The 22,167-nt window shown below is 62.5% G+C and carries 16 protein-coding genes, 1 tRNA gene and 2 pseudogenes; 2 read left to right on the top strand and 17 right to left on the bottom strand.

Annotated features, from left to right (window positions below):
- From LB523_RS29000 to rpsL, 4 genes and pseudogenes are all read right to left on the bottom strand, one after another.
- Positions 1-77 (bottom strand): annotated as a pseudogene (locus LB523_RS29000) (elongation factor Tu); the annotation flags it as partial.
- 65 nt (positions 78-142) lie between these two features.
- Positions 143-2,233: an elongation factor G gene (fusA, locus tag LB523_RS28995; RefSeq protein WP_095765517.1), complete on the bottom strand. Its 2,091-nt coding sequence runs from the start codon at positions 2,231-2,233 to the stop codon at positions 143-145.
- A 29-nt stretch (positions 2,234-2,262) separates the two neighbouring features.
- A complete protein-coding gene (gene rpsG / locus LB523_RS28990; RefSeq protein ID WP_027170372.1) occupies positions 2,263-2,733 on the bottom strand; it encodes a 30S ribosomal protein S7 in 471 nt (156 codons plus the stop codon).
- Positions 2,734-2,742: 9 nt separating this feature from the next.
- Positions 2,743-3,114, bottom strand: coding sequence for a 30S ribosomal protein S12 (gene rpsL / locus LB523_RS28985; protein ID WP_006202128.1), 372 nt, complete (start codon positions 3,112-3,114; stop codon positions 2,743-2,745).
- Positions 3,115-3,577: 463 nt separating this feature from the next.
- Here rpsL and LB523_RS28980 point away from each other — a divergent pair, with 463 nt between their 5' ends.
- Positions 3,578-3,859, top strand: coding sequence for a transcriptional regulator (locus LB523_RS28980; RefSeq protein ID WP_095765518.1), 282 nt, complete (start codon positions 3,578-3,580; stop codon positions 3,857-3,859).
- Positions 3,860-3,943: 84 nt separating this feature from the next.
- Positions 3,944-4,873, top strand: coding sequence for a Gfo/Idh/MocA family protein (locus tag LB523_RS28975; RefSeq protein ID WP_224609570.1), 930 nt, complete (start codon positions 3,944-3,946; stop codon positions 4,871-4,873).
- A 7-nt stretch (positions 4,874-4,880) separates the two neighbouring features.
- Here LB523_RS28975 and LB523_RS28970 read toward each other — a convergent pair whose 3' ends face one another.
- From LB523_RS28970 to LB523_RS28905, 13 genes and pseudogenes are all read right to left on the bottom strand, one after another.
- The gene (locus tag LB523_RS28970) at positions 4,881-5,546 is read right to left on the bottom strand and encodes an O-methyltransferase (protein ID WP_140847813.1); all 666 of its coding nucleotides are present in this window, start codon (positions 5,544-5,546) and stop codon (positions 4,881-4,883) included.
- A 79-nt stretch (positions 5,547-5,625) separates the two neighbouring features.
- Positions 5,626-9,822 carry a DNA-directed RNA polymerase subunit beta' gene (gene rpoC, locus LB523_RS28965; RefSeq protein WP_095765633.1) on the bottom strand — a complete coding sequence of 1,399 codons (4,197 nt, stop codon included), beginning with the start codon at positions 9,820-9,822 and terminating at the stop codon, positions 5,626-5,628.
- A 186-nt stretch (positions 9,823-10,008) separates the two neighbouring features.
- Positions 10,009-14,145 carry a DNA-directed RNA polymerase subunit beta gene (gene rpoB / locus LB523_RS28960; protein WP_095765521.1) on the bottom strand — a complete coding sequence of 1,379 codons (4,137 nt, stop codon included), beginning with the start codon at positions 14,143-14,145 and terminating at the stop codon, positions 10,009-10,011.
- A gap of 282 nt (positions 14,146-14,427) precedes the next feature.
- On the bottom strand, positions 14,428-14,808 hold the full coding sequence (rplL, locus tag LB523_RS28955; protein WP_059189560.1) for a 50S ribosomal protein L7/L12: 381 nt from the start codon (positions 14,806-14,808) through the stop codon (positions 14,428-14,430).
- A 54-nt stretch (positions 14,809-14,862) separates the two neighbouring features.
- On the bottom strand, positions 14,863-15,381 hold the full coding sequence (rplJ, locus tag LB523_RS28950; protein ID WP_095765522.1) for a 50S ribosomal protein L10: 519 nt from the start codon (positions 15,379-15,381) through the stop codon (positions 14,863-14,865).
- Positions 15,382-15,788: 407 nt separating this feature from the next.
- Positions 15,789-16,487: a 50S ribosomal protein L1 gene (gene rplA, locus LB523_RS28945; protein WP_224609567.1), complete on the bottom strand. Its 699-nt coding sequence runs from the start codon at positions 16,485-16,487 to the stop codon at positions 15,789-15,791.
- 4 nt (positions 16,488-16,491) lie between these two features.
- On the bottom strand, positions 16,492-16,920 hold the full coding sequence (gene rplK / locus LB523_RS28940) for a 50S ribosomal protein L11 (protein WP_095765524.1): 429 nt from the start codon (positions 16,918-16,920) through the stop codon (positions 16,492-16,494).
- A 190-nt stretch (positions 16,921-17,110) separates the two neighbouring features.
- A complete protein-coding gene (gene nusG, locus LB523_RS28935) occupies positions 17,111-17,638 on the bottom strand; it encodes a transcription termination/antitermination protein NusG (protein ID WP_140545994.1) in 528 nt (175 codons plus the stop codon).
- Positions 17,639-17,665: 27 nt separating this feature from the next.
- Positions 17,666-17,869, bottom strand: a complete 204-nt coding sequence (secE, locus tag LB523_RS28930; protein WP_095765634.1) for a preprotein translocase subunit SecE — start codon at positions 17,867-17,869, stop codon at positions 17,666-17,668.
- A gap of 603 nt (positions 17,870-18,472) precedes the next feature.
- Positions 18,473-19,087 carry a cysteine hydrolase family protein gene (locus LB523_RS28925; protein ID WP_224609565.1) on the bottom strand — a complete coding sequence of 205 codons (615 nt, stop codon included), beginning with the start codon at positions 19,085-19,087 and terminating at the stop codon, positions 18,473-18,475.
- A gap of 306 nt (positions 19,088-19,393) precedes the next feature.
- Positions 19,394-19,469 (bottom strand) — tRNA-Trp (locus LB523_RS28920).
- Between the two features lie 146 nt (positions 19,470-19,615).
- Complete coding sequence (locus tag LB523_RS28915; protein WP_224609562.1) at positions 19,616-20,101, bottom strand: group II truncated hemoglobin; 486 nt, start codon at positions 20,099-20,101, stop codon at positions 19,616-19,618.
- 1,990 nt (positions 20,102-22,091) lie between these two features.
- Positions 22,092-22,167 (bottom strand): annotated as a pseudogene (locus LB523_RS28905) (elongation factor Tu); the annotation flags it as partial.

The raw sequence follows: 22,167 nt of genomic DNA, 5'->3' as shown, positions 1-22,167 counted from the left end.
GTCTTGCCATGATCGACGTGACCGATCGTGCCAATGTTCACATGCGGCTTGGTGCGCTCGAATTTACCTTTTGCCATGTGATCTCTCCAATCCTGCTTGCCCGTGCGGGCCTTGAATTAAGGTCTCGTGCAACCCGCTCGAGTTACGCGTATTTCTTCTGAACTTCCTGGGCGACCGCGGTCGGAACCGGCTCGTAGTGGTCGAACTGCATCGTGTACTGGGCGCGGCCCTGCGACATCGAACGCAGATTGTCGACGTATTTGAACATGTTGGCCAAAGGCACCATCGCATTGATGACGACGGCAACGCCGCGTGCTTCCTGACCCTGGATCTGGCCACGACGGCCGTTGAGATCGCCGATGACGCCGCCGACGTAATCTTCCGGCGTCACGACCTCGACCTTCATGATCGGCTCCAGAAGCTGCACGCCGAGGCGCGGAGCGGCTTCCTTGAAGCAGGCGCGGGAGGCGATTTCGAACGCCAGCACCGAGGAGTCGACGTCGTGGAAGGCGCCATCGACCAGCGTGGCCTTGACACCGATCATCGGGAAGCCGGCGAACGGGCCGGAACCCATGACGCTGTTGATGCCCTTCTCGACGCCCGGGATGTATTCCTTCGGAACCGCACCGCCGACGATCTTGGACTCGAACACGAACTCTTCGCTCTCGGTGTTCGGCTCGAAGATGATCTTGACGCGGGCGAACTGGCCGGTACCGCCGGTCTGCTTCTTGTGCGTGTAATCCTGCTCGTGCGTGCGGGTGATCGTCTCGCGATAGGCCACCTGCGGGGCGCCGACATTGGCTTCGACCTTGAACTCGCGGCGCATGCGGTCGACGATGATGTCGAGATGCAGCTCGCCCATGCCGGCGATGATGGTCTGGCCGCTTTCCTCGTCGGTCTTGACGCGGAAGGACGGATCCTCAGCCGCCAGGCGATGCAGCGCGAGGCCCATCTTTTCCTGGTCGTTCTTGGTCTTCGGCTCGATGGCGATCTGGATGACCGGATCGGGGAATTCCATGCGCTCCAGGATGACCGGATGCAGCGGATCGCAGAGCGTGTCGCCGGTGGTCGTGTCCTTGAGGCCAGCCAGGGCGACGATGTCGCCGGCATAGGCTTCCTCGATGTCGGCGCGCGAGTTCGCATGCATCTGCAGCATGCGGCCGATGCGCTCCTTCTTGCCCTTCACCGTGTTGTCGAGCGAGGTGCCCTTGGTGAGCTTGCCCGAATAGATGCGGGCAAAGGTCAGCGAGCCGACGAACGGGTCGTTCATGATCTTGAACGCCAGCATCGACAGCGGCTCGTTGTCATCGGCATGACGCTCGATCTCGGCGTCGGTCTTGGCATCGACGCCCTTGATGGCCGGCACGTCGATCGGCGATGGCAGGTATTCGACAACGGCGTCGAGCAGCGGCTGCACGCCCTTGTTCTTGAAGGCCGAACCGCAGAACATCGGGAAGAACTTGACCGCGATGGTGCCCTTGCGGATCAGCGCGCGGATCTCGTCATTCGACGGCATCTTGCCTTCGAGGTAATTCTCCAGCGCGGTCTCGTCCATCTCGACGGCGGCTTCGATCATCTTCTCGCGGTACTGCTCGGCCTTGTCCTTGAGGTCGGCCGGGATCTCAACGACGTCCCAGGCAGCGCCAAGGGTCTCGTCACGCCAGACGAGCGCGTTCATCTCGACGAGGTCGACGACGCCCTTGAACTCGGTCTCGGCGCCGATCGGCAGCTGCATGACGACGGCCTGCGCGCCGAGGCGCGAACCGATCATTTCCTCGGAGCGGTAGAAGTCGGCGCCGATCTTGTCCATCTTGTTGCAGAAGATCATGCGCGGCACGTGGTACTTGTCGGCCTGGCGCCACACGGTCTCGGTCTGCGGCTCCACGCCGGCGTTGGCGTCGAGCAGCGCGATGGCACCGTCGAGCACGCGCAGCGAACGCTCGACTTCGATGGTGAAGTCGACGTGTCCGGGGGTGTCGATGATGTTGAAGCGGCGCATCTTGCCGTCGCGACCCTTCCAGAAGGTCGTGGTCGCGGCCGAAGTGATGGTGATGCCGCGCTCCTGCTCCTGCTCCATCCAATCCATGGTGGCAGCGCCGTCATGGACTTCGCCGATCTTGTGCGACTTGCCCGTATAATAGAGGACGCGCTCGGTCGTCGTCGTCTTGCCGGCGTCGATATGCGCCATGATACCGAAATTGCGGTAGTCTTCGATCTTGTATTCGCGGGCCATGGGAGGTGCCTCTCAGTCTCGTTCGCGCTTTACCAGCGGTAGTGCGCGAAGGCGCGGTTGGCTTCCGCCATCTTGTGGGTGTCTTCACGCTTCTTGACGGCCGTGCCGCGGTTGTTGGCCGCGTCCATCAGCTCGCCCGAGAGGCGGTCGACCATGGTGGTCTCGTTGCGGTTGCGCGCGGCGGCGATCAGCCAGCGGATGGCCAGCGCCTGACGACGCTCGGGGCGCACATCGACCGGAACCTGATAGGTGGCGCCGCCGACACGACGCGAGCGCACTTCCACATGCGGCGCGACATTGTCGAGCGCCTGATGGAAGACGGTGACCGGCTCCTGCTTGGTCTTGGCCTGAACCTGGTCCAGCGCGCCGTAGACGATGGTCTCGGCAACCGATTTCTTGCCGTCATACATGACGGCGTTCATGAACTTGGTGACGATCAGATCGCCGAACTTGGGGTCCGGATTGATCTCACGCTTTTCTGCACTGTGACGACGGGACATGGGAAACCCTTACTTCGGACGCTTGGCGCCGTATTTCGAACGACGCTGCTTGCGGTTCTTCACACCCTGCGTGTCGAGCACGCCGCGGATGATGTGGTAGCGGACGCCCGGCAGATCCTTGACGCGACCGCCGCGGATCATGACCACCGAGTGTTCCTGCAGGTTGTGACCTTCGCCGGGGATGTAGCCGATCACTTCAAAACCGTTGGTCAGGCGAATCTTGGCCACCTTGCGCAGCGCCGAGTTCGGCTTCTTCGGCGTCGTGGTGTAGACGCGCGTGCAGACGCCCCGCTTCTGCGGGTTCTGCTGCATGGCCGGGACCTTGTTGCGCTTCACCGGCGCCAGGCGCGGCTTGCGGATCAGCTGGTTGACGGTAGGCATTAAACCCTCTTGTCTCTCAATTCCGTGTCTGCCCTGTCAGGGGGCCGCTCAAAGCGTCATTTCCATACGCAAATTCGGGCAACACACCGCGTCTCGCGGTCCTGCCCGAACAAATTGCAGAGGAAGCGGAAGCCGCTTCATGCGCGCCGGAAATGTCTTTTCGCTCGTAAAACGAACCCTGTTTGAGGCAAACTCCAAAGCGTGTCGCTTCGGACAGGAGAGCCTCACATCGGTTCTGACGTCGCGGCTTCTACTCGCAACCCCAGGGTCCGTCAACCCCGGCGGGGCAAATATTGCGCCCAACGCGAGGCTGGGCAGCCATGCGGAAAACGCATGTAATTTTCTTGCGTCTTTTTTCAAGAGCGAGGAAGAAAGTGACCGGCTTTGCGCTGTCCTGTGGCCCGGCTTCGTGCCAAAAGGCGGCTTGCATCGGACAATCTCGGGGAAAACGAGGAATCAGCCCGTGAACGACAATGAAGAACGGCCGGTCACGATCATCACCGGACGGGTCTGGAAGAAGAAGGGCGGCAAGCCGGAAGGCGTGCATGTGATGCTTGTGGCGCCCGACGATGATTCTGCCGTGCGCCGCGCGCTCGAATCGCTTGCCGCCGAAGGTTACGCCGAGGCCGAGCTCGACCAGATCGGCGACATGGAGGGCGAGCCCGACGACGAGCCGCATCTGTCGGCCTATCAAGGCGCATTGGAGGGCGAGGTTTCGATCGTCACCTTTGAAGAGCCGATCTGAAAAGCGCGGCCAGCGTCATATTTGCCGGACTCGCCGGACAAACCTGCCCTGCCTAGACACACCCTTTCATTCCTTGGAGTTCCCATGACCAGCAATCCCATCAAGCTCGGCATCGTCGGCGTGGGAAAGATCGTCCGCGATCAGCACCTGCCGGCGGTCGCCAAGGACGGCAACTATCAACTGACAGCGGCGGCCAGCCGCCACGGCAAGGTGGACGGCATTGCGAATTATCCCAGCATCGAAGCGATGCTGGCGTCCGAGCCTAGCCTCGAGGCGGTCTCGCTCTGCATGCCGCCGCAGTTCCGTTACGACGCCGCGCGCACCGCGCTGGAAGCGAGGAAGCACGTGTTCCTCGAAAAGCCGCCGGGCGCCACGGTGAGCGAAGTCGAGCACCTCAAGGCGCTTGCCGATAGGAACGGCGTCTCGCTCTTTGCCAGCTGGCATTCGCGCTACGCGCCGGCGGTGGAGGCCGCGCGCGCATTCCTCGCCTCGGCCAGACTGACTTCGGCGGCCATCAACTGGAAGGAAGACGTGCGGCGCTGGCACCCGAACCAGGAATGGATCTGGGAGCCGGGCGGCTTCGGGGTGTTCGATCCAGGCATCAACGCGCTGTCGATCGCCACACACATCTTGCCTGCGATGTTCATCAGCTCGGCCGTGCTCGATTTTCCCGAGAACCGCGCAGCACCGGTCGCGGCGCATGTCGCCTTCCGCACGTCGACCGGCTTGCCGGTGACGATGGAGCTCGACTGGCTGCAGACCGGCCCGCAAAGCTGGGACATCGTCGCCGAGACCGACAAGGGCAGGATGGTGCTGTCGGGCGGCGGCGCTAAGCTCGCCGTCGACGGGCGCATGATCCATGACGAGCCGGAAGCCGAATATCCGATGCTTTACAAGCGCTTCGCCGAGATCATCCGTGCCGGGACGTCCGATGTCGATCTCGCGCCGCTGCAGCACGTCGCCGATGCGTTCATGCTGGGCAAGCGCAATGTGGTCGAGGCGTTCTTCGATTAGGGCATCCTCATTCTACGATCGCGACGGTAAACCCGTCATAGCCCTTGACGCCGACGGTCTGGATGGCGGTGCCGTCCAGCCGCTTCTCGCCGCCGATGAACGAAAAAGCGGCGCGAGCGCCTTCGACATTGGCGTCGCCGCTGTTCTTTTTCAGGACCGCGCCGTCGCGGATGACATTGTCGCAGACGATGACCGTGCCTGAGCGCGAGAGTTTCATCGCCCAGTCGAGATAATTCGGGTTGTTCGGCTTGTCGGCGTCGATGAAGATCAAGTCGAACGGACCGGTATCTTCGCCTGCCAGCGCGGCAAGCGACTGCAGCGCCGGGCCGATGCGCAGGTCGATCTTGTCTGAAACCCCTGCCCGTTCGAAGTTCGAACGCGCGACCTTGGCGTGGTGCGGATCAAGCTCCAGCGTCACCACCTTGCCGTCCGCCGGCAATCCCCTTGCCATCCAGATGGTCGAGTAGCCGCCAAGCGTGCCGACCTCCAGCACCTTCTTGGCGCCGCGAATACGCACCAGCAGCGACAGCAGTTTGCCCTGCACGGCCGAGACGTCGATCGCCGGCAGGCCGTGGTCGCGGTTGGCCGCCAGCGTGGCATCGAGCACCGGGTCCGCTTCGAAAAGGGAGGAAACGATGTAGTCGTCGACAGCCGTCCAGGTCTTGCTGCTCATAGCTCTTCCTCGTTGCATCAAGTCAAAATGCGAAAAGGGGCCGCGCGGGCCCCTTTTCTCGTTTCTCATTTCATCGCGCTTACTGCGCGGCGTTGACCATGTCGGTCAGCATCGGCTCGGCGACCTCGACACCGGAGGCCTTGCGGCGCTCGTCGATGATGAGCTCGTCGCGCGAGGTGGCGATGCGCCTTATCTGGCTCATCGTGCCGCCCGTGCCGGCCGGGATCAGACGGCCTACGATGACGTTTTCCTTCAGGCCCTGCAGCATGTCGGTCTTGCCGGCAACCGCAGCCTCGGTGAGCACCCTGGTCGTCTCCTGGAAGGAGGCGGCCGAGATGAAGGACGGCGTCTGCAGCGAGGCCTTGGTGATGCCAAGCAGCACCGGCTGACCTTCGGCCGGCTTCTTGCCGTCCTCGATCAGGCGCTCGTTGACCTCCTCCAGTTCGATCACATCGACGTGGTCTCCCGGGATGTAGGTCGAATCGCCCTGCGTGGTGATCTCGACCTTCTGCAGCATCTGGCGAACGATCACCTCGATGTGCTTGTCGTTGATCGACACGCCCTGCAGACGGTAGACCTCCTGGATCTCGTTGACGAGATAGGAGGCAAGCGCCTCCACGCCCTTGATCGCCAGGATGTCGTGCGGCGCCGGATTGCCGTCGAGGATGTAGTCGCCCTTCTCGATGACGTCGCCGTCCTGGAGATGGAACGGCTTGCCCTTCGGGATCAGGTACTCCACCGGCTCGAGCGTCGAGTCATGCGGCTCGATGATGATGCGGCGCTTGTTCTTGTAGTCGCGGCCGAAACGGATCGTGCCATCGATCTCGGCGATGATGGCGTGATCCTTCGGACGGCGAGCCTCGAACAGTTCCGCAACGCGCGGCAGACCACCGGTGATGTCCTTGGTCTTGGCGCTTTCCATCGGGATACGCGCCAGCACGTCGCCAGGCTTCACATGTGCACCCGGCTCGACCGAGAGGATGGCCTCGACCGAGAGCAGGAAGCGTGCATCGCCGCCCTTCGACAGCTTGCCGACCTTGCCCTTGGCGTCCTGGATGGCGATCGCGGGCTTCAGGTCGTTGCCGCGCGGCGTCGAACGCCAGTCGATGACCTCGCGCTTGGTGATGCCGGTCGACTCGTCGGCCGTTTCCTGCACGGAGATGCCGTCGACCAGATCCTCGAACGCCACCCTGCCCTCGATTTCGGTGAGGATCGGGCGGGTATAGGGATCCCACTCGGCGATACGCTGGCCGCGCTTCACCTTGTCGCCATCGTCCACGAAAATACGCGAACCATAGGCGACGCGGTGCGTGGCGCGCTCCTTGCCGGTCTCATCGAGGATGAGCACCGCCATGTTGCGGCCCATGACCATCTGCTGGCCTTCCGAGTTGCGGACCACGTTGCGGTTGCGGATCTGCACCTTGCCCTCATAGGAGGCTTCAAGGAACGAGGAATCCACCACCTGCGCCGTGCCGCCCATGTGGAAGGTACGCATGGTGAGCTGGGTGCCCGGCTCGCCGATCGACTGCGCCGCGATGACGCCGACGGCCTCGCCCTGGTTGACGGGGGTACCGCGGGCCAGGTCGCGACCGTAGCAGACCGCGCACACACCGGTCCTGACCTCGCAGGTCAGCGCCGAACGGATGCGGACCGACTGCACGCCGGCCTTCTCGATCTGCTCCACATCGCGCTCGTCCATCAACGTTCCGGCCTTGACCAGCAGGTCGCCGGTGACCGGATGATTGATGTCGTCGAGCGAAGTACGGCCCAGCACGCGCTGGCCGACCGAGGCAACGATCTGACCGGCATCGACGATCGGCTGCATGGTGAGGCCCTTGTCGGTGCCGCAATCCACGGAGTTGACGATGCAGTCCTGCGCCACGTCGACGAGGCGGCGGGTGAGGTAACCCGAGTTCGCCGTCTTCAAGGCGGTGTCGGCCAGACCCTTGCGGGCGCCGTGGGTCGAGTTGAAATACTCGAGCACGGTGAGGCCTTCCTTGAAGTTCGAGATGATCGGCGTCTCGATGATTTCACCCGAGGGCTTGGCCATCAGGCCACGCATACCGGCGAGCTGACGCATCTGGGTGGGCGAACCGCGCGCACCCGAATGCGACATCATGTAGATCGAGTTCATCGGCTTCTGACGGCCGTTGTCCTCGAACTCCACCGCCTTGATGCGCGCCATCATCTCGTCGGCGACCTTTTCCGAGCACTTTGCCCAGGCGTCGACGACCTTGTTGTACTTCTCGCCCTGCGTGATCAGGCCGTCATTGTACTGTTGCTCGTATTCCTTGGCCAAAGCCTCGGTGTCGGAAACCAGCTTCAGCTTGGTGTCCGGGATCAGCATGTCGTCCTTGCCGAACGAAATGCCGGCACGGCAGGCGTGCGCAAAGCCGAGCGCCATGATGCGGTCGCAGAAGATGACCGTCTCCTTCTGACCGCAGTGGCGGTAGACGGTGTCGATCATCTTGGAGATGTTTTTCTTGGTCATCTCCTGGTTGGCGGTCTCATACGGCACGTTGACGTTCTTCGGCAGAAGCTCGCCGATGATCATGCGGCCAGGCGTGGTGTCGTAGATCTTCGACACGACGTTGCCTTCCGCGTCGACGCTGCGGAAGCGGCCCTTGATCTTGGCGTGCAGCGTCACGGCCTTGGTCTCCAGCGCATGCTGGAGCTCGCCCATGTCGGCAAACATCATGCCTTCGCCCGGCTCGTTCTGGTTGACGATCGAGAGATAGTAGAGACCGAGAACCATGTCCTGCGACGGCACGATGATCGGCGCGCCGGAGGCCGGGTGCAGGATGTTGTTGGTCGACATCATCAGCACGCGGGCTTCAAGCTGCGCTTCCAGGGACAGCGGCACATGGACCGCCATCTGGTCGCCGTCGAAGTCGGCGTTGAAGGCGGTGCAGACCAGCGGGTGCAGCTGGATCGCCTTGCCTTCGATCAAGATCGGCTCGAACGCCTGGATGCCGAGGCGGTGCAGCGTCGGCGCCCGGTTCAAGAGCACCGGATGCTCGCGGATGACCTCGTCGAGGATATCCCAAACCTCCGGACGCTCCTTCTCGACCAGCTTCTTCGCCTGCTTGACGGTAGAGGAGAAACCCTTGGCGTCGAGGCGGGCATAGATGAAGGGCTTGAAGAGCTCCAGCGCCATCTTCTTCGGCAGGCCGCACTGATGCAGCTTGAGCTCCGGACCGGTCACGATGACCGAGCGGCCGGAATAGTCGACGCGCTTGCCGAGCAGGTTCTGGCGGAACCGGCCCTGCTTGCCCTTCAGCATGTCGGACAGCGACTTCAGCGGACGCTTGTTGGCGCCGGTGATGACGCGGCCGCGACGGCCGTTGTCGAACAGCGCATCGACGGCTTCCTGCAGCATGCGCTTTTCGTTGCGCACGATGATGCCGGGCGCGCGCAGCTCGATCAGCCGCTTCAGGCGGTTGTTGCGGTTGATGACGCGGCGGTAGAGGTCGTTGAGGTCCGACGTGGCGAAGCGGCCGCCGTCCAGCGGGACAAGCGGGCGCAGGTCCGGCGGGATCACCGGAACCACCTTCATGATCATCCATTCCGGACGGTTGCCGGATTCCATGAAGTTCTCGACGACCTTGAGCCGCTTCAGGTATTTCTTCTGCTTGAGCTCGGACGTGGTCGAGGCCAGCTCCGAACGCAGGTCACCGGCGATCTTCTCCAGGTCCATGCCGGCCAGAAGGTCGTGAATGGCCTCGGCGCCGATCATGGCGGTGAAAGAGTCCTCGCCGTACTCGTCGACGGCAATCATGTACTCTTCCTCGCTGAGGAGCTGGTTCTCCTTCAGCGCGGTGAGGCCCGGCTCGGTAACGATGTAGTTCTCGAAGTAGAGCACGCGCTCGATATCCTTGAGCGTCATGTCGAGCAGCGTGCCGATGCGCGAAGGCAGCGACTTCAGGAACCAGATATGGGCGACGGGCGCGGCGAGCTCGATATGGCCCATGCGCTCGCGGCGAACGCGCGACAGCGTGACTTCGACGCCGCACTTTTCGCAGATGACGCCCTTGTACTTCATGCGCTTGTACTTGCCGCACAGGCACTCATAGTCCTTGATCGGACCAAAAATGCGCGCGCAAAACAGGCCGTCACGCTCCGGCTTGAAGGTGCGGTAGTTGATGGTCTCCGGCTTCTTGATCTCGCCGAACGACCAGGACAGAATCTTCTCTGGGCTGGCAAGCGAGATCCGGATGGAATCGAACACCTGCGCAGGCGCCTGCGGGTTGAAGAGATTCATGACCTCTTGGTTCATGCCGTTCTCCTTTTCGGGGTCCTCGATAACCCCTTGCATCGATCGCGGACGAAATGTCCGCAGACTGGCCGGTCGAACCGGCCGAAGACTTTTTGGTTGAGCATGGTCTCGGCCGAAAACCGGTGACCGCTTCTCGGGATCATGCTCAGGGCGCGCCGCGCTTAGAACGCGGCGCGCGCCGGTGCCTTATTCGGCCGCGTCGGGCAGACGCGTCGGGGTCTCCTCGACCTGGGTGTTCTCCAGCTCCACATTGAGGCCGAGCGAGCGCATTTCCTTGACGAGAACGTTGAAGCTCTCGGGGATGCCCGCCTCGAACGTGTCGTCGCCGCGCACGATCGCCTCGTAGACCTTGGTGCGGCCGGCGACGTCGTCCGACTTCACTGTCAGCATTTCCTGCAGCGTGTAGGCCGCGCCGTAGGCTTCGAGCGCCCAGACTTCCATTTCGCCGAAGCGCTGGCCGCCGAACTGCGCCTTGCCGCCCAGCGGCTGCTGGGTGACGAGCGAGTACGGACCGATCGAACGCGCGTGGATCTTGTCGTCCACCAGGTGATGCAGCTTGAGCATATAGATATAGCCCATCGTCACCTTGCGATCGAACGGCTCGCCAGTGCGGCCGTCATAGAGCTGCGACTGACCGCTGGTGTGCAGGCCAGCCTGCTCCAGCATGGTGTTGATGTCGGCCTCATGCGCGCCGTCGAACACCGGTGTCGCGATCGAGACGCCGCGGCGCATCTGCTCGCTCAGGCGAACGATGCTCTCGTCGTCATACTCGCGGATCGGCTCGTTGCGGTCATTGGCCGGCATGAAGCTTTCCAGCGTCTTGCGCAGCGGCTTGATGTCGCCGCCACCCTTGTACGCGTCGATCAGCTCGCCGATCTTCCTGCCCATGCCAGCGCAAGCCCAGCCCAGATGCGTTTCCAGGATCTGGCCGACATTCATGCGGCTCGGCACACCCAGCGGGTTGAGCACGATATCGGCATGCGTGCCGTCCTCGAGGAAAGGCATGTCCTCGACCGGAACGATGCGCGACACGACACCCTTGTTGCCGTGACGCCCGGCCATCTTGTCGCCCGGCTGCATCTTGCGCTTCACCGCCACGAAGACCTTGACCATCTTCATGACGCCCGGAGGCATTTCGTCGCCGCGCTGCACCTTCTCGACCTTGTCCATGAAGCGCTGCTCGAGCGCCTTCTTGGACTCGTCATACTGGCCGCGCAGAGCCTCGAGCTCGCCCTGGAGCTTCTCGTTCTCCACGGCGAACTGCCACCACTGCGAACGCGGATACTCGTCGAGCGTGTCCTTCGACAGCTTCGAGCCCTTCTTGAAGCCCTTCGGTCCGGCGATCGCCTCCTTGCCTACCAGCACGTCGGAAAGACGCGCATAGACGTTGCGGTCGAGGATCGCCTGTTCGTCGTCGCGGTCCTTGGCCAGACGCTCGATCTCTTCGCGCTCGATTGCCATCGCGCGCTCGTCCTTCTCCACGCCGTGGCGGTTGAAGACGCGCACTTCGACGACCGTGCCGAAGGTGCCCGGAGGCATGCGCATGGAGGTGTCGCGAACGTCCGAGGCCTTTTCGCCGAAGATGGCGCGCAGGAGCTTTTCTTCCGGCGTCATCGGGCTTTCGCCCTTCGGCGTGATCTTGCCGACCAGGATGTCGCCCGGCTGCACTTCAGCACCGATATAGACGATGCCGGCCTCGTCGAGGTTCTTCAGCGCCTCTTCCGAAACGTTCGGAATGTCGCGCGTGATTTCCTCCGGCCCGAGCTTGGTGTCGCGCGCCATGACCTCGAACTCCTCGATGTGGATCGAGGTGAAGACGTCGTCGGCCACGATGCGCTCGGAGAGCAGGATCGAGTCCTCGTAATTGTAGCCGTTCCACGGCATGAACGCGACCAGAACGTTGCGGCCGAGCGCCAGATCGCCGAGCTCGGTCGACGGACCGTCGGCAATGATGTCGCCCTTGTTGACGCGGTCGCCCATGCGCACCAGCGGACGCTGGTTGATGCAGGTGTTCTGGTTCGAACGCTGGAACTTCATCAGCCGGTAGATATCGACGCCGGACTTGCCGGGATCGAGATCTTCCGTGGCGCGGATGACGATACGGGTGGCGTCCACCTGGTCGACCACGCCGCCGCGGCGGGCGCCGATGGCAGCGCCCGAGTCACGGGCGACGACCGGCTCCATGCCGGTGCCGACGAACGGCGCTTCGGCGCGCACCAGCGGCACGGCCTGACGCTGCATGTTCGAGCCCATCAGCGCGCGGTTGGCGTCGTCGTTCTCGAGGAACGGGATGAGCGCTGCCGCGACGGACACCATCTGCTTTGGCGAGACGTCCATCAGGTCGACATTCTCGCGAGGCGCCATCATCACTTCGCCGGCATTACGGCAAATGACGAACTCGTCGACGAAGCTGCCGTTCTTGTCGAGCTCGGCGTTGGCCTGCGCGACATAGTGCTTGGCCTCTTCCATCGCCGACAGGTAGACAACCTCGTTGGTCAGCTTGCCGCCCACGATCTTGCGGTACGGGCTTTCGATGAAGCCGTACTTGTTGACGCGCGCGAAAGTGGCCAAAGAGTTGATCAGACCGATATTCGGGCCTTCCGGCGTCTCGATCGGGCAGATGCGGCCGTAATGCGTCGGATGCACGTCACGCACCTCGAAGCCGGCGCGCTCGCGGGTCAGACCGCCCGGTCCAAGCGCCGACAGGCGACGCTTGTGGGTGATCTCCGACAGCGGATTGGTCTGGTCCATGAACTGCGACAGCTGCGAGGAACCGAAGAACTCACGCACGGCGGCGGCCGCCGGCTTGGCGTTGATCAGGTCCTGCGGCATGACCGTGTCGATCTCGATCGAGGACATGCGTTCCTTGATCGCGCGCTCCATGCGCAGCAGGCCGACGCGGTACTGGTTCTCCATCAACTCGCCGACCGAACGCACGCGGCGGTTGCCGAGATTGTCGATGTCGTCGATCTCGCCCTTGCCGTCACGCAGCTCGACCAGCGTCTTGACCACGGCCAGGATATCTTCCTTGCGCAGGACGCGCACGGTGTCCTCGGCCTTGAGCTCGAGGCGCATGTTCATCTTGACGCGGCCTACGGCCGACAGATCGTAGCGCTCGCTGTCGAAGAACAGCGAGTTGAACATGGCTTCGGCGGTCTCGAGCGTCGGCGGCTCGCCCGGGCGCATGACACGGTAGATGTCGAACAGCGCGTCCTGGCGGCTCTCGTTCTTGTCGACGTTGAGCGTGTTGCGGATGTAGGCGCCGACATTAACGTGGTCGATGTCCAGGATCTGGATCTCGTCCTCGCCGGTGCTGAGCAGCACCTTCAGCGTCTTGTCGTCGATCTCGTCGCCGGCTTCGAGGAAGATCTCGCCGGTGCCGTAATTGACGATGTCCTCGGCAAGGTAGTTGCCAAGCAGGTCCTCGTCGGTCGCCTTGATGGCCTTGAGACCCTTCTCGCCGAGCTGACGTGCCTGGCGGGCGGTGATCTTCTTGCCTTGCTCGACCACGATCTCGCCGGTGTCGGCGTCGACCAGGTCGCCGACGGCCTTGAGGCCGCGGAAACGCTCGACGTTGAACGGAATGCGCCAGTGGTCGCCGGCGCGCTTATAGGTGATCTTGTTGTAGAAGGTCGACAGGATCTCCTCGCCGTCCATGCCGAGCGCCATCAGCAGCGACGTCACCGGGATCTTGCGGCGGCGGTCGATGCGGGCATGCACGACGTCCTTGGAGTCGAACTCGATGTCGAGCCACGAACCGCGATAGGGAATGACACGCGCGGCAAACAGAAGCTTGCCCGACGAGTGCGACTTGCCCTTGTCATGGTCGAAGAAGACGCCCGGCGAACGGTGCATCTGCGAGACGATGACGCGCTCGGTGCCGTTGACGATGAAGGTGCCGTTCGACGTCATGAGCGGCATGTCGCCCATGTAGACGTCCTGCTCCTTGATGTCCTTGATCGACTTGGCGCCGGTATCCTCGTCGATATCGAACACGATGAGGCGCAGCGTCACCTTCAGCGGCGCAGCATAGGTCAGGTCGCGCTGACGGCATTCGTCAACGTCGAATTTCGGTGCCTCGAACTCGTACTTCACGAACTCCAGCATCGAGGAGCCGGAAAAGTCGGAGATCGGGAAGACCGACTTGAAAACGGCCTGCAGTCCTTCGTCCGGACGGCCGCCCTTGGGCTCGTCCACCATCAGGAACTGGTCATAGGATGCCTTCTGGACCTCGATGAGGTTCGGCATCTCCGCAACTTCCGGGATCTTTCCGAAGAACTTGCGTACGCGTCTGCGGCCATTGAAAGTCTGGGTCTGGGCCATCGTCGCTCCTTAGCTATAAACTCGGGACGAACCTCGCCGCGGCTCGCCTTGCACCAACGGGCTGCCTCGGCGGCTGCCCCTATCTGTTTTTCCGGCCGCCCCTGCCAATTTCTTGGGCCAATCGCTTGGCGGCTACCGGCTAAAACGGGAGAAAACCCGTTTCCGGAAGGCCGCTTTTCGGCCCTCAGGAAAGAGGTTTTCAAACGCCTCGCGTGACAGAACCCTCCCCAGTCCAAGGGAGGGGGCGGACGGCGCGAGACCGTCCGCCCTCGCCTAACAGGCTTACTTCAGCTCGACCTTGGCGCCAGCTGCTTCCAGCTGAGCCTTGAACTTGTCGGCGTCGGCCTTGGAAACGCCTTCCTTGACCGGCTTCGGAGCCGCTTCGACCAGGTCCTTGGCCTCCTTGAGGCCAAGGCCGGTGATGGCGCGGACTTCCTTGATGACGTTGATCTTCTGGGCGCCGGCATCGGCGAGAACGACGTCGAATTCCGTCTTCTCTTCAGCCGGAGCAGCGGCAGCGGCACCAGCGCCGCCGGCAGCGGCAACCGCCACCGGAGCGGCGGCCGAAACGCCCCACTTCTCTTCCAGGAGCTTCGACAGCTCGGCCGCCTCGAGGACGGTCAGCTTCGAAAGGTCGTCTACGATCTTTGCAAGATCAGCCATTTTTGTATTCCTTCACTAGGTTCGAACGTGTGTTGTTGACAGCGAGGAACGGCCTCATGCCGCCTCGTCCTTCCGGGCGTAAGCGCCGATGACACGCGCGACCGAAGCCGCGGGCGCATTGACGATCTGGGCGATCCGGGTAGCCGGCGTGGCGATCATGCCAACCAGCTTGGCGCGCAGCTCGTCGAGCGACGGTAGTGTGGCGAGTGCCTTCACACCGTCGGCGTCGAGCGAGGTCGCACCCATCGCGCCACCGAGAATGATCAACTTGTCATTCCCCTTGGCGAAATCGGACGCGACCTTCGGCGCCGCAATCGGATCCTCCGAATAAGCGACCAGCGTCTGTCCCTTGAACAGATCGATGATCGATGCGGAGTCCGTGCCCTGAAGAGCGATCTTGGCGAGACGGTTCTTCGCGACTTTGACGGTGCCACCGGCGGCGCGCATCTTCGACCGAAGGTCGTTCATTTGCGCGACGGTGATACCGGCGTAGTGGGCCACGACGACTGAACCAGCGCTTGAAAACGCATCATTCAGGCCCGTGACGAGTTCGCGTTTTTCCGCTCTGTCCACTGCCTATCTCCAGTTGACCCCTGCCCCATTGACGAGGTCAGGCGTCGGTTGCCTTTTGCCGGCCGGGCCATCCAGTAACGGATCTCCCGAACGACGCTCGAGGATCCTGCCCCCTTTCGCCACACCAGCCGGCACGCCGGATAGTGCGCAGACAAAAGGCAAACACGGTTCGAACCTTTCATTGGAGCTTGGCTCCTTTGTCGGGTCTTCACCCGTCTCATGCAGGCCCAAATCGAATTAAGGCTTTTGGGCCGCCTGCAATCTCGGACAGGATATCCGGAAACCTTTCGGCTTCCGGGATACCGGGCCGCCGACGGATCGGCGGTCCGGAATTCTTTCTTGCTGGAGCATGTTCCCGCTTTTCAGGATCATGCCCTAGCGATCGGCTTTACCCGATCGGCCGACACTTACGACGCGGCGAGCGTCGCGATGTCGAGCTTGAGGCCAGGGCCCATCGTCGAGGTGACCGACACCTTCTTGACGTAGTTGCCCTTGGCGCCCGCAGGCTTGGCCTTGGTCACCGCGTCGGCGAAGGCGCGGACATTTTCTTCCAGCGCCTTGACGTCGAACGAGACCTTGCCGACGCCGGCCTGGACGATGCCGGCCTTCTCGACGCGGAACTCGACGGCGCCGCCCTTCGAAGCCTTGACGGCCGCGGCCACATCGGTGGTCACAGTGCCGACCTTCGGGTTCGGCATCATGCCGCGCGGGCCCAGAACCTTACCCAGACGACCGACCAGCGGCATCATGTCCGGCGTGGCGATGCAGCGATCGAAATCGATCGTGCCCTTCTGGACGATGTCGACAAGGTCCTCGGCGCCGACGATATCGGCGCCGGCGGCCTTGGCTTCCTCGGCCTTGTCGCCACGCGCGAACACGGCGACACGCACCGAGCGGCCGGTGCCGTTCGGCAGGTTGACCACGCCGCGGACCATCTGGTCGGCATGGCGCGGATCGACGCCGAGGTTCATCGAGATCTCGACGGTCTCGTCGAACTTCACCGCGGACCGGTCCTTGAGCAGCTGCAGCGCCTCGTTGAGGGCGTAAGCCTTGTTCGGATCGATGCCTTCGCGGCTCTTGGCAACACGCTTTGCAATCTTTGCCATGATCTTAGCCCACCACTTCCAGGCCCATCGAGCGGGCGGAGCCCTCGACCATGCGCATGGCCGCCTCGACGTCGTTTGCGTTCAGGTCCTTCATCTTCTGCTCGGCGATCGCGCGCACCTTGTCGCGGCTGATCGTGCCGGCCTTGACCTTGCCCGGCTCCTTGGAGCCCGACTTCAGGTTGGCGGCCTTCTTCAGGAAGTAGCTCACCGGCGGCGTCTTCATGACGAAGGTGAACGACTTGTCCTGGTAGTAGGTGATGACGACCGGGATCGGCGATCCCTTCTCGAGCTCCTGGGTCTGCGCGTTGAACGCCTTGCAGAATTCCATGATGTTGATGCCGCGCTGACCAAGCGCCGGGCCGATCGGGGGCGACGGCGTGGCCGAGCCCGCGGCAACCTGGAGCTTGAGCTGGCCTGCAACTTTTTTAGCCATCTCTATTCCTGCCTTTTCTCATGCCGGCCCCGTTATCCGGGAAACGCGGCGGTTGCAGTCTGGTGGTGCGGTTCCGACGGCCGGCTATGCCGCCTTCGCCTCCCACCCGTTCATGCGACGTCTGTTCACGCCGCCTTCCGACGCCTTGCGGCGCGGTATCCCGACGCCCTTTCGGGCGCGGGTATGCGGATCAGCCCTTTTCGACCTGCCCGAACTCCAGATCGACGGGCACAGCGCGCCCGAAGATCGAAACTTCCACCTTGAGGCGAGCCCGCTCCTCATCCACCTCCTGGACGACGCCGTTGAACGACGCGAAAGGACCGTCCGAAACGCGGATCGCCTCGCCGATCTCGAAGGTGACCGAAGGCTTCGGCCGCTCGACGCCTTCCTGGACCTGGTTCAGGATGCGCTGCGCCTCGGTCTCGGTGATCGGCACGGGCTTGGAGTCGCCCAGGAAGCCGGTGACCTTCGGCGTGTTCTTGACCAGCGAGAACACGGCGTCGGTCAGATTTGCCTTCAAGAGCACGTAGCCCGGGAAGAACTTGCGCTCGGCATCGACCTTGCGGCCGCGACGGATCTCGACGACCTTCTCGGTCGGGACCACGATCTGCTCAATGTCCCCGGACAAGCCCTTCTGCTTGGCCTTGTTCTCGATGTCCTCGGCGACCTTCTTCTCGAAGTTCGAATAGGCGTGGACGATATACCACCGCGCAGTCATTTCACGACCTCTCCGTAATCCGCCGAATTAATGCCCGAGACCCAGGATCCACTCGATCGCATAGCCCATCAGAATATCGGCAGCGAAGAAGAACAGCATCGCGATCACCGCGAATATCAGGACCATCACGGTCGAGATCATGGTTTCGCGCCGCGAAGGCCATGTCACCTTGGCCGTCTCCGCGCGAACCTGCTGGAGAAAGGTGAAGGGATTAGTGGTTTTCGAAGCCATGCGCCGCCTGTTTTCGAGACCCGTTGGCCGGGCCTCCTGGATGATCCCGCTGACCGGGACGTGCCGCCTGGGCTCCATGCGGCGCGAATCAGCGCCGCTATTTCACCCACGCAAATCAGACGCGTAAAGCCGGCTTCCCAGCTCCACGCGTCGCGTGTCTGTCTTGTCTACATAAAACCGATTCTTAATCCACGCAAGTGGCAAGGGTCCGCTTTATGTCTCAACGCCGCCTCGGAACCATCCAGTCGTCCCGTCCCGGCTATACGGGGCTTATGCCCCAATTCCTGCCATATGGCAAGCCGTCCGCCGATTTTCAACCGCGGAGCGGCCGCTGCGGAGCCTTGAAGGCCTCGACATATGACGATTTCAGAGATTGAGCTTAGATCCAGGAGCGAGGAACCGGTCCGTAGGCTGGAGATCTTGACGGGTTCGGGTCGACGATGTGGCTACCGGAAGAGAAGGCGCGGTTCGTGGCGATACGCCGCCTCCTCAGCTCATTCGGCTAGTTCAAGACGTCCCTGAACTCGCTCCTCGATCGCCTTCAGGAAATCGTCGGACGTCGATGTCCATCCAAAGAGTATCTGCACGAGCGTGATCGAGGCTTCATGATTGCTCCTCCCAGGCGATGGGCTCGCTGGTGCAATCCGTCAGCAGTGTGCAGTGGTAGTCCCTGAAGAAGGCATCCCGAATTGTCGATTCCACGCACACGCTGGTCGTGCATCCTGTCACGATGAGGTGTTTGATACCTGCGGTTTTCAGAACAGAATCGAGTTCGGTCTCGTAGAAACCGCTGAACCGCGTTTTGTAGACGACCACATCCCCTGCCTCTGGCTTGAGGTCGTTAACAATATCCGTTCCCCAGGTGTCGCGGATCAGAATCCGGCTCTCGCTGCCATCCGGGGCCGTGATGCTCTCACCGACCCCAAAGATCTGGAGATGTCGGAGACGATTGGGGGCGTCCGATGTTCCGAGGTCCGAGAGGTCGGAATGATACCCCATCTTCAGATAGATAACCGGCACTCTCAAACCGCGAGCGGCAGCTATTACTCTGGCCGTAGGGCCGACAGCCCGTTGAATCCCGGAGATATCGATTCCGGCTCTGTCGAACATTCCACCTTGCGAGCCGAAGTCATTCTGCATGTCCACGACGAGAACTGCGGCGTTAGCAAGATCAATCGAAATAGGTTGAGGCTTCGCGTCGATGACCAGGGGATGCATTTTTGTCCTCCCACCAGAAAGAGGTGCCGCTCTTTGCGCCCTTGGCTATCAAGACCCGCCACCTACGTTGCGTCAAGAAAGGGGAGAGTTACATCCCTGCTTGGCGGCCTAAGAACGGCGGTTGCAGTCAAGCGCTAGGGACGAAACCTTACATCGTTGGTCTTAAGGCGCAACGATTTTGCCACTCACAGGCCCGCGACACGGGCCGGCAGGTAGATGACCTCAAGGGCCGGCAGACGGGCGGAAGAAAAGGCTGATTTCGGCGATCGAGAGGGCGGTTGCCAGATGCCTGCCCTCTTGAAGGAATGGCACGGGCAGCAGGGCTCGAACCTACGACCTGCGGTTTTGGAGACCGCCGCTCTACCAACTGAGCTATGCCCGTGCATGCGCTTGTTCGGCGCAGGCGCTTCCTAAAAGCTTCCGTGCGCTCTGTAAAGAGCACTCTGCAGTGGTTTTGAAACCCTTTGCCGGAAATCTGGATTCCATTACCGCCGGCGACCGATCGCGCTCGCCAAACAACCCCCGCGCCTACGACTTGCCGGCCGGCGGCTTGTATGGCCTGCCCGGCACGCCCCAGCCCCAGGCGGGCATCGGCTCGGTCTCGGGATCGCAGGTCTCGCCCAGATTCGAGTTCATCTTCGCCAGCCGCGATCCCCACTCGACATAACCCATGAAGGCCGAGCGGAACTCGGGGTCATCGGGCAGGCCGACCTCATCCGCCGCGTCGGCAAGGAGACTGATCCAGCGGCGGCGCTGCTCCTCGGTCAGATGCTTGCCGAGATGATGCATCACCATCTCGCGATGGCCGCCATGCTTCTCGCTGTAGGTTTTCGGGCCGCCGAAGACCTCGCCGATGAAGGCGGCGACATGCATCGGGTGATCCGGCGACATCATCCTGAACACCGGCCCGACGACCGGATCCGCCGCCACCTTGTCATAAAAGGTCCGGGTCAGCCGGTTCAGCGCCTCGCTGCCGCCGGCCCATTCGTACAAAGTCGGGATGTCCTCGCTCATCGCCGCTCCTCCCTGTGCATACAGCAAGATAGCGGCAGCGCCCTGCCCCGCTCAACCTGCCTCGATGGCCAGTGCGCAGCTAGAGTATGATCCCGAACCGAAGGTCAGCGAATGCAAAAAGTGGAAACCGGTTTTCGGAGAAGATCACGCTCCAACAAAGAATTAGATCAGGATGGCGATTCAACGAAACGTCATCCTGATCTACAGCTTCGCCGGCGCCTTCGCCTCGGCATCGGCGGACGGAAGAGCCCGGCAATTGTCCGGCCTGGGTGCGGATCTGCAAATGGTGGCGCCCGTCAGCGCGTCCACCGATTGCGGTCCGGTCGTCAGCCCGAATGTCTTCAGTTCGTCCCGGCTGAGTTCTCTGTGCTTTGCATATTCGGCCGACTGCATGGCGGCGAAAAAGCCCGAGCCGACCGCCATCTCGTCGAGATAGGCCCTGACCTTGTCTTCCATGCCCATGGAATGCACGAGGAAGTGCGCACCGGCGCCAACGAGGCGCCGGACGCCGCCGGCGACCATCACCGCGCAGGCGGCGTCGCATTCGGCGCCGGCATCCATGGTGAGTCCGGCATGGAGACCGTCGGCCGCGACGCACCCCACGGCGCCCGGATCGCAGTCGAGAAAATCCGTTCGGGCGACCGCGATATCCAAGCCGTGCTCGCGGATCAGCCTGCCCGCGGCGAGCGCAGCCTGCACATCTCCACCCGGCGAGTTGATTACGACCGGCAACCGGCGCTCACGGATCGTGTCGAGCAGTTGGCGCAGCTTGTCGGCCGTATCTGCGGCGATCGTGCCTTCCGCCGAAATCCATTCCGGACAATCGGGATTGCAGAGCGGGTTGCTGCCGCGAACAAGAACGAAACGCATCTGCTGTTCGTGGGCTTGCGGTGTCGGCGGCGGCGCCGGCGCTGTATAAGAAGATCCGGCCTCTACTGCCGCGACCGCGACGGGCGCGCCGTTCGCGGGAATCTCGCGACAATTCGCCGGTGCCGGATGGCGCTGGCAAATGGTTCTCTCGGTCAGCAGATCGAGCGAATCGAGGCTGGTCACGAGCTTCATCTCCAGCATGTCATCGGGCTCGATCTGCCTGATGTCGCTGGCAGGTGTGGCCTTCATCACGCCGAGCACGCCCTGCTCGACGCCCATCTCCTTCAAATAGGCCGACAGCCGCTTCTCGATCGCCTTGCTCATCTCATAGGTCTTGTAGCTGCCGGCATTCTTGCGGCTGACGATCTTGGTGCCGATGATCTTCTTCTTGCCGTTCACAACCCGGTAGGTGGTGCGGTAGAGCAGTTTTTCGCGCTGGTAGGTGGTGGTGATCTGATGGACGCCGAGATAGGCCCATTCGCCGACGACGCGGTGGATGCCGCCGGCAAACATCAGCGGACAGGCCGAATTGCACATCGCGCCGCTGTCGTAAGCGACGCCGGAATAGGGCTGACCCTTGCCGTCATTGTCCCGGCAATTTTTCGTCCCCGGCGAGCAGCCGGAAAATTCCGTGATGCCGACCGCGATATCGAGCTTGTTCTTGCGGACCATGCGGCCAAGCTGCAGCGCGGCATCGACATTGCCGCCGGGAGAATTGACGACGATGGGCAATTGCCGCCCGCCGAGCGTCTTCAGCAGGCGTTTCAGTAGCGCCGGCGTGCCGGCCTCGATCGTGCCTTCGGCAGAAATCCATTCCGGGCAGTTCGGCTCGCAGCCCGGCGCGCTGCTGCGCACGACGACGAAACGCATCGCCGGACCGTAGTCCTGAGGTGTCTCCTTCGCGGCGGCGTTGAGGGTGGCCAGCCCTGCGGCAGCGGCCAATCCCAGCCGAAGCAGCTCGCGCCAACACCGCATGGTCTTTGAACGGAATGTTGAAACCACGTCTGGCAAGCCCCTCGGCGCAACCCATACTAGTTGCGGCGCCGGTGGTTGCAACAGAATTGAAAAGGGCGGCCCGAAGACCGCCCTTTCCTTGTCGAACCGGCAAAAGCCGGATCGATTACTCTTTGATGGTGACGACGATGCCGGCACCGACGGTGCGGCCGCCTTCACGGATGGCGAAGCGCAGCTTCTCT

This window comes from Mesorhizobium sp. ESP-6-4 (genome assembly GCF_020164735.1).
Taxonomy (GTDB): domain Bacteria; phylum Pseudomonadota; class Alphaproteobacteria; order Rhizobiales; family Rhizobiaceae; genus Mesorhizobium.
This window is presented reverse-complemented; position numbering and strand designations above follow the sequence as displayed.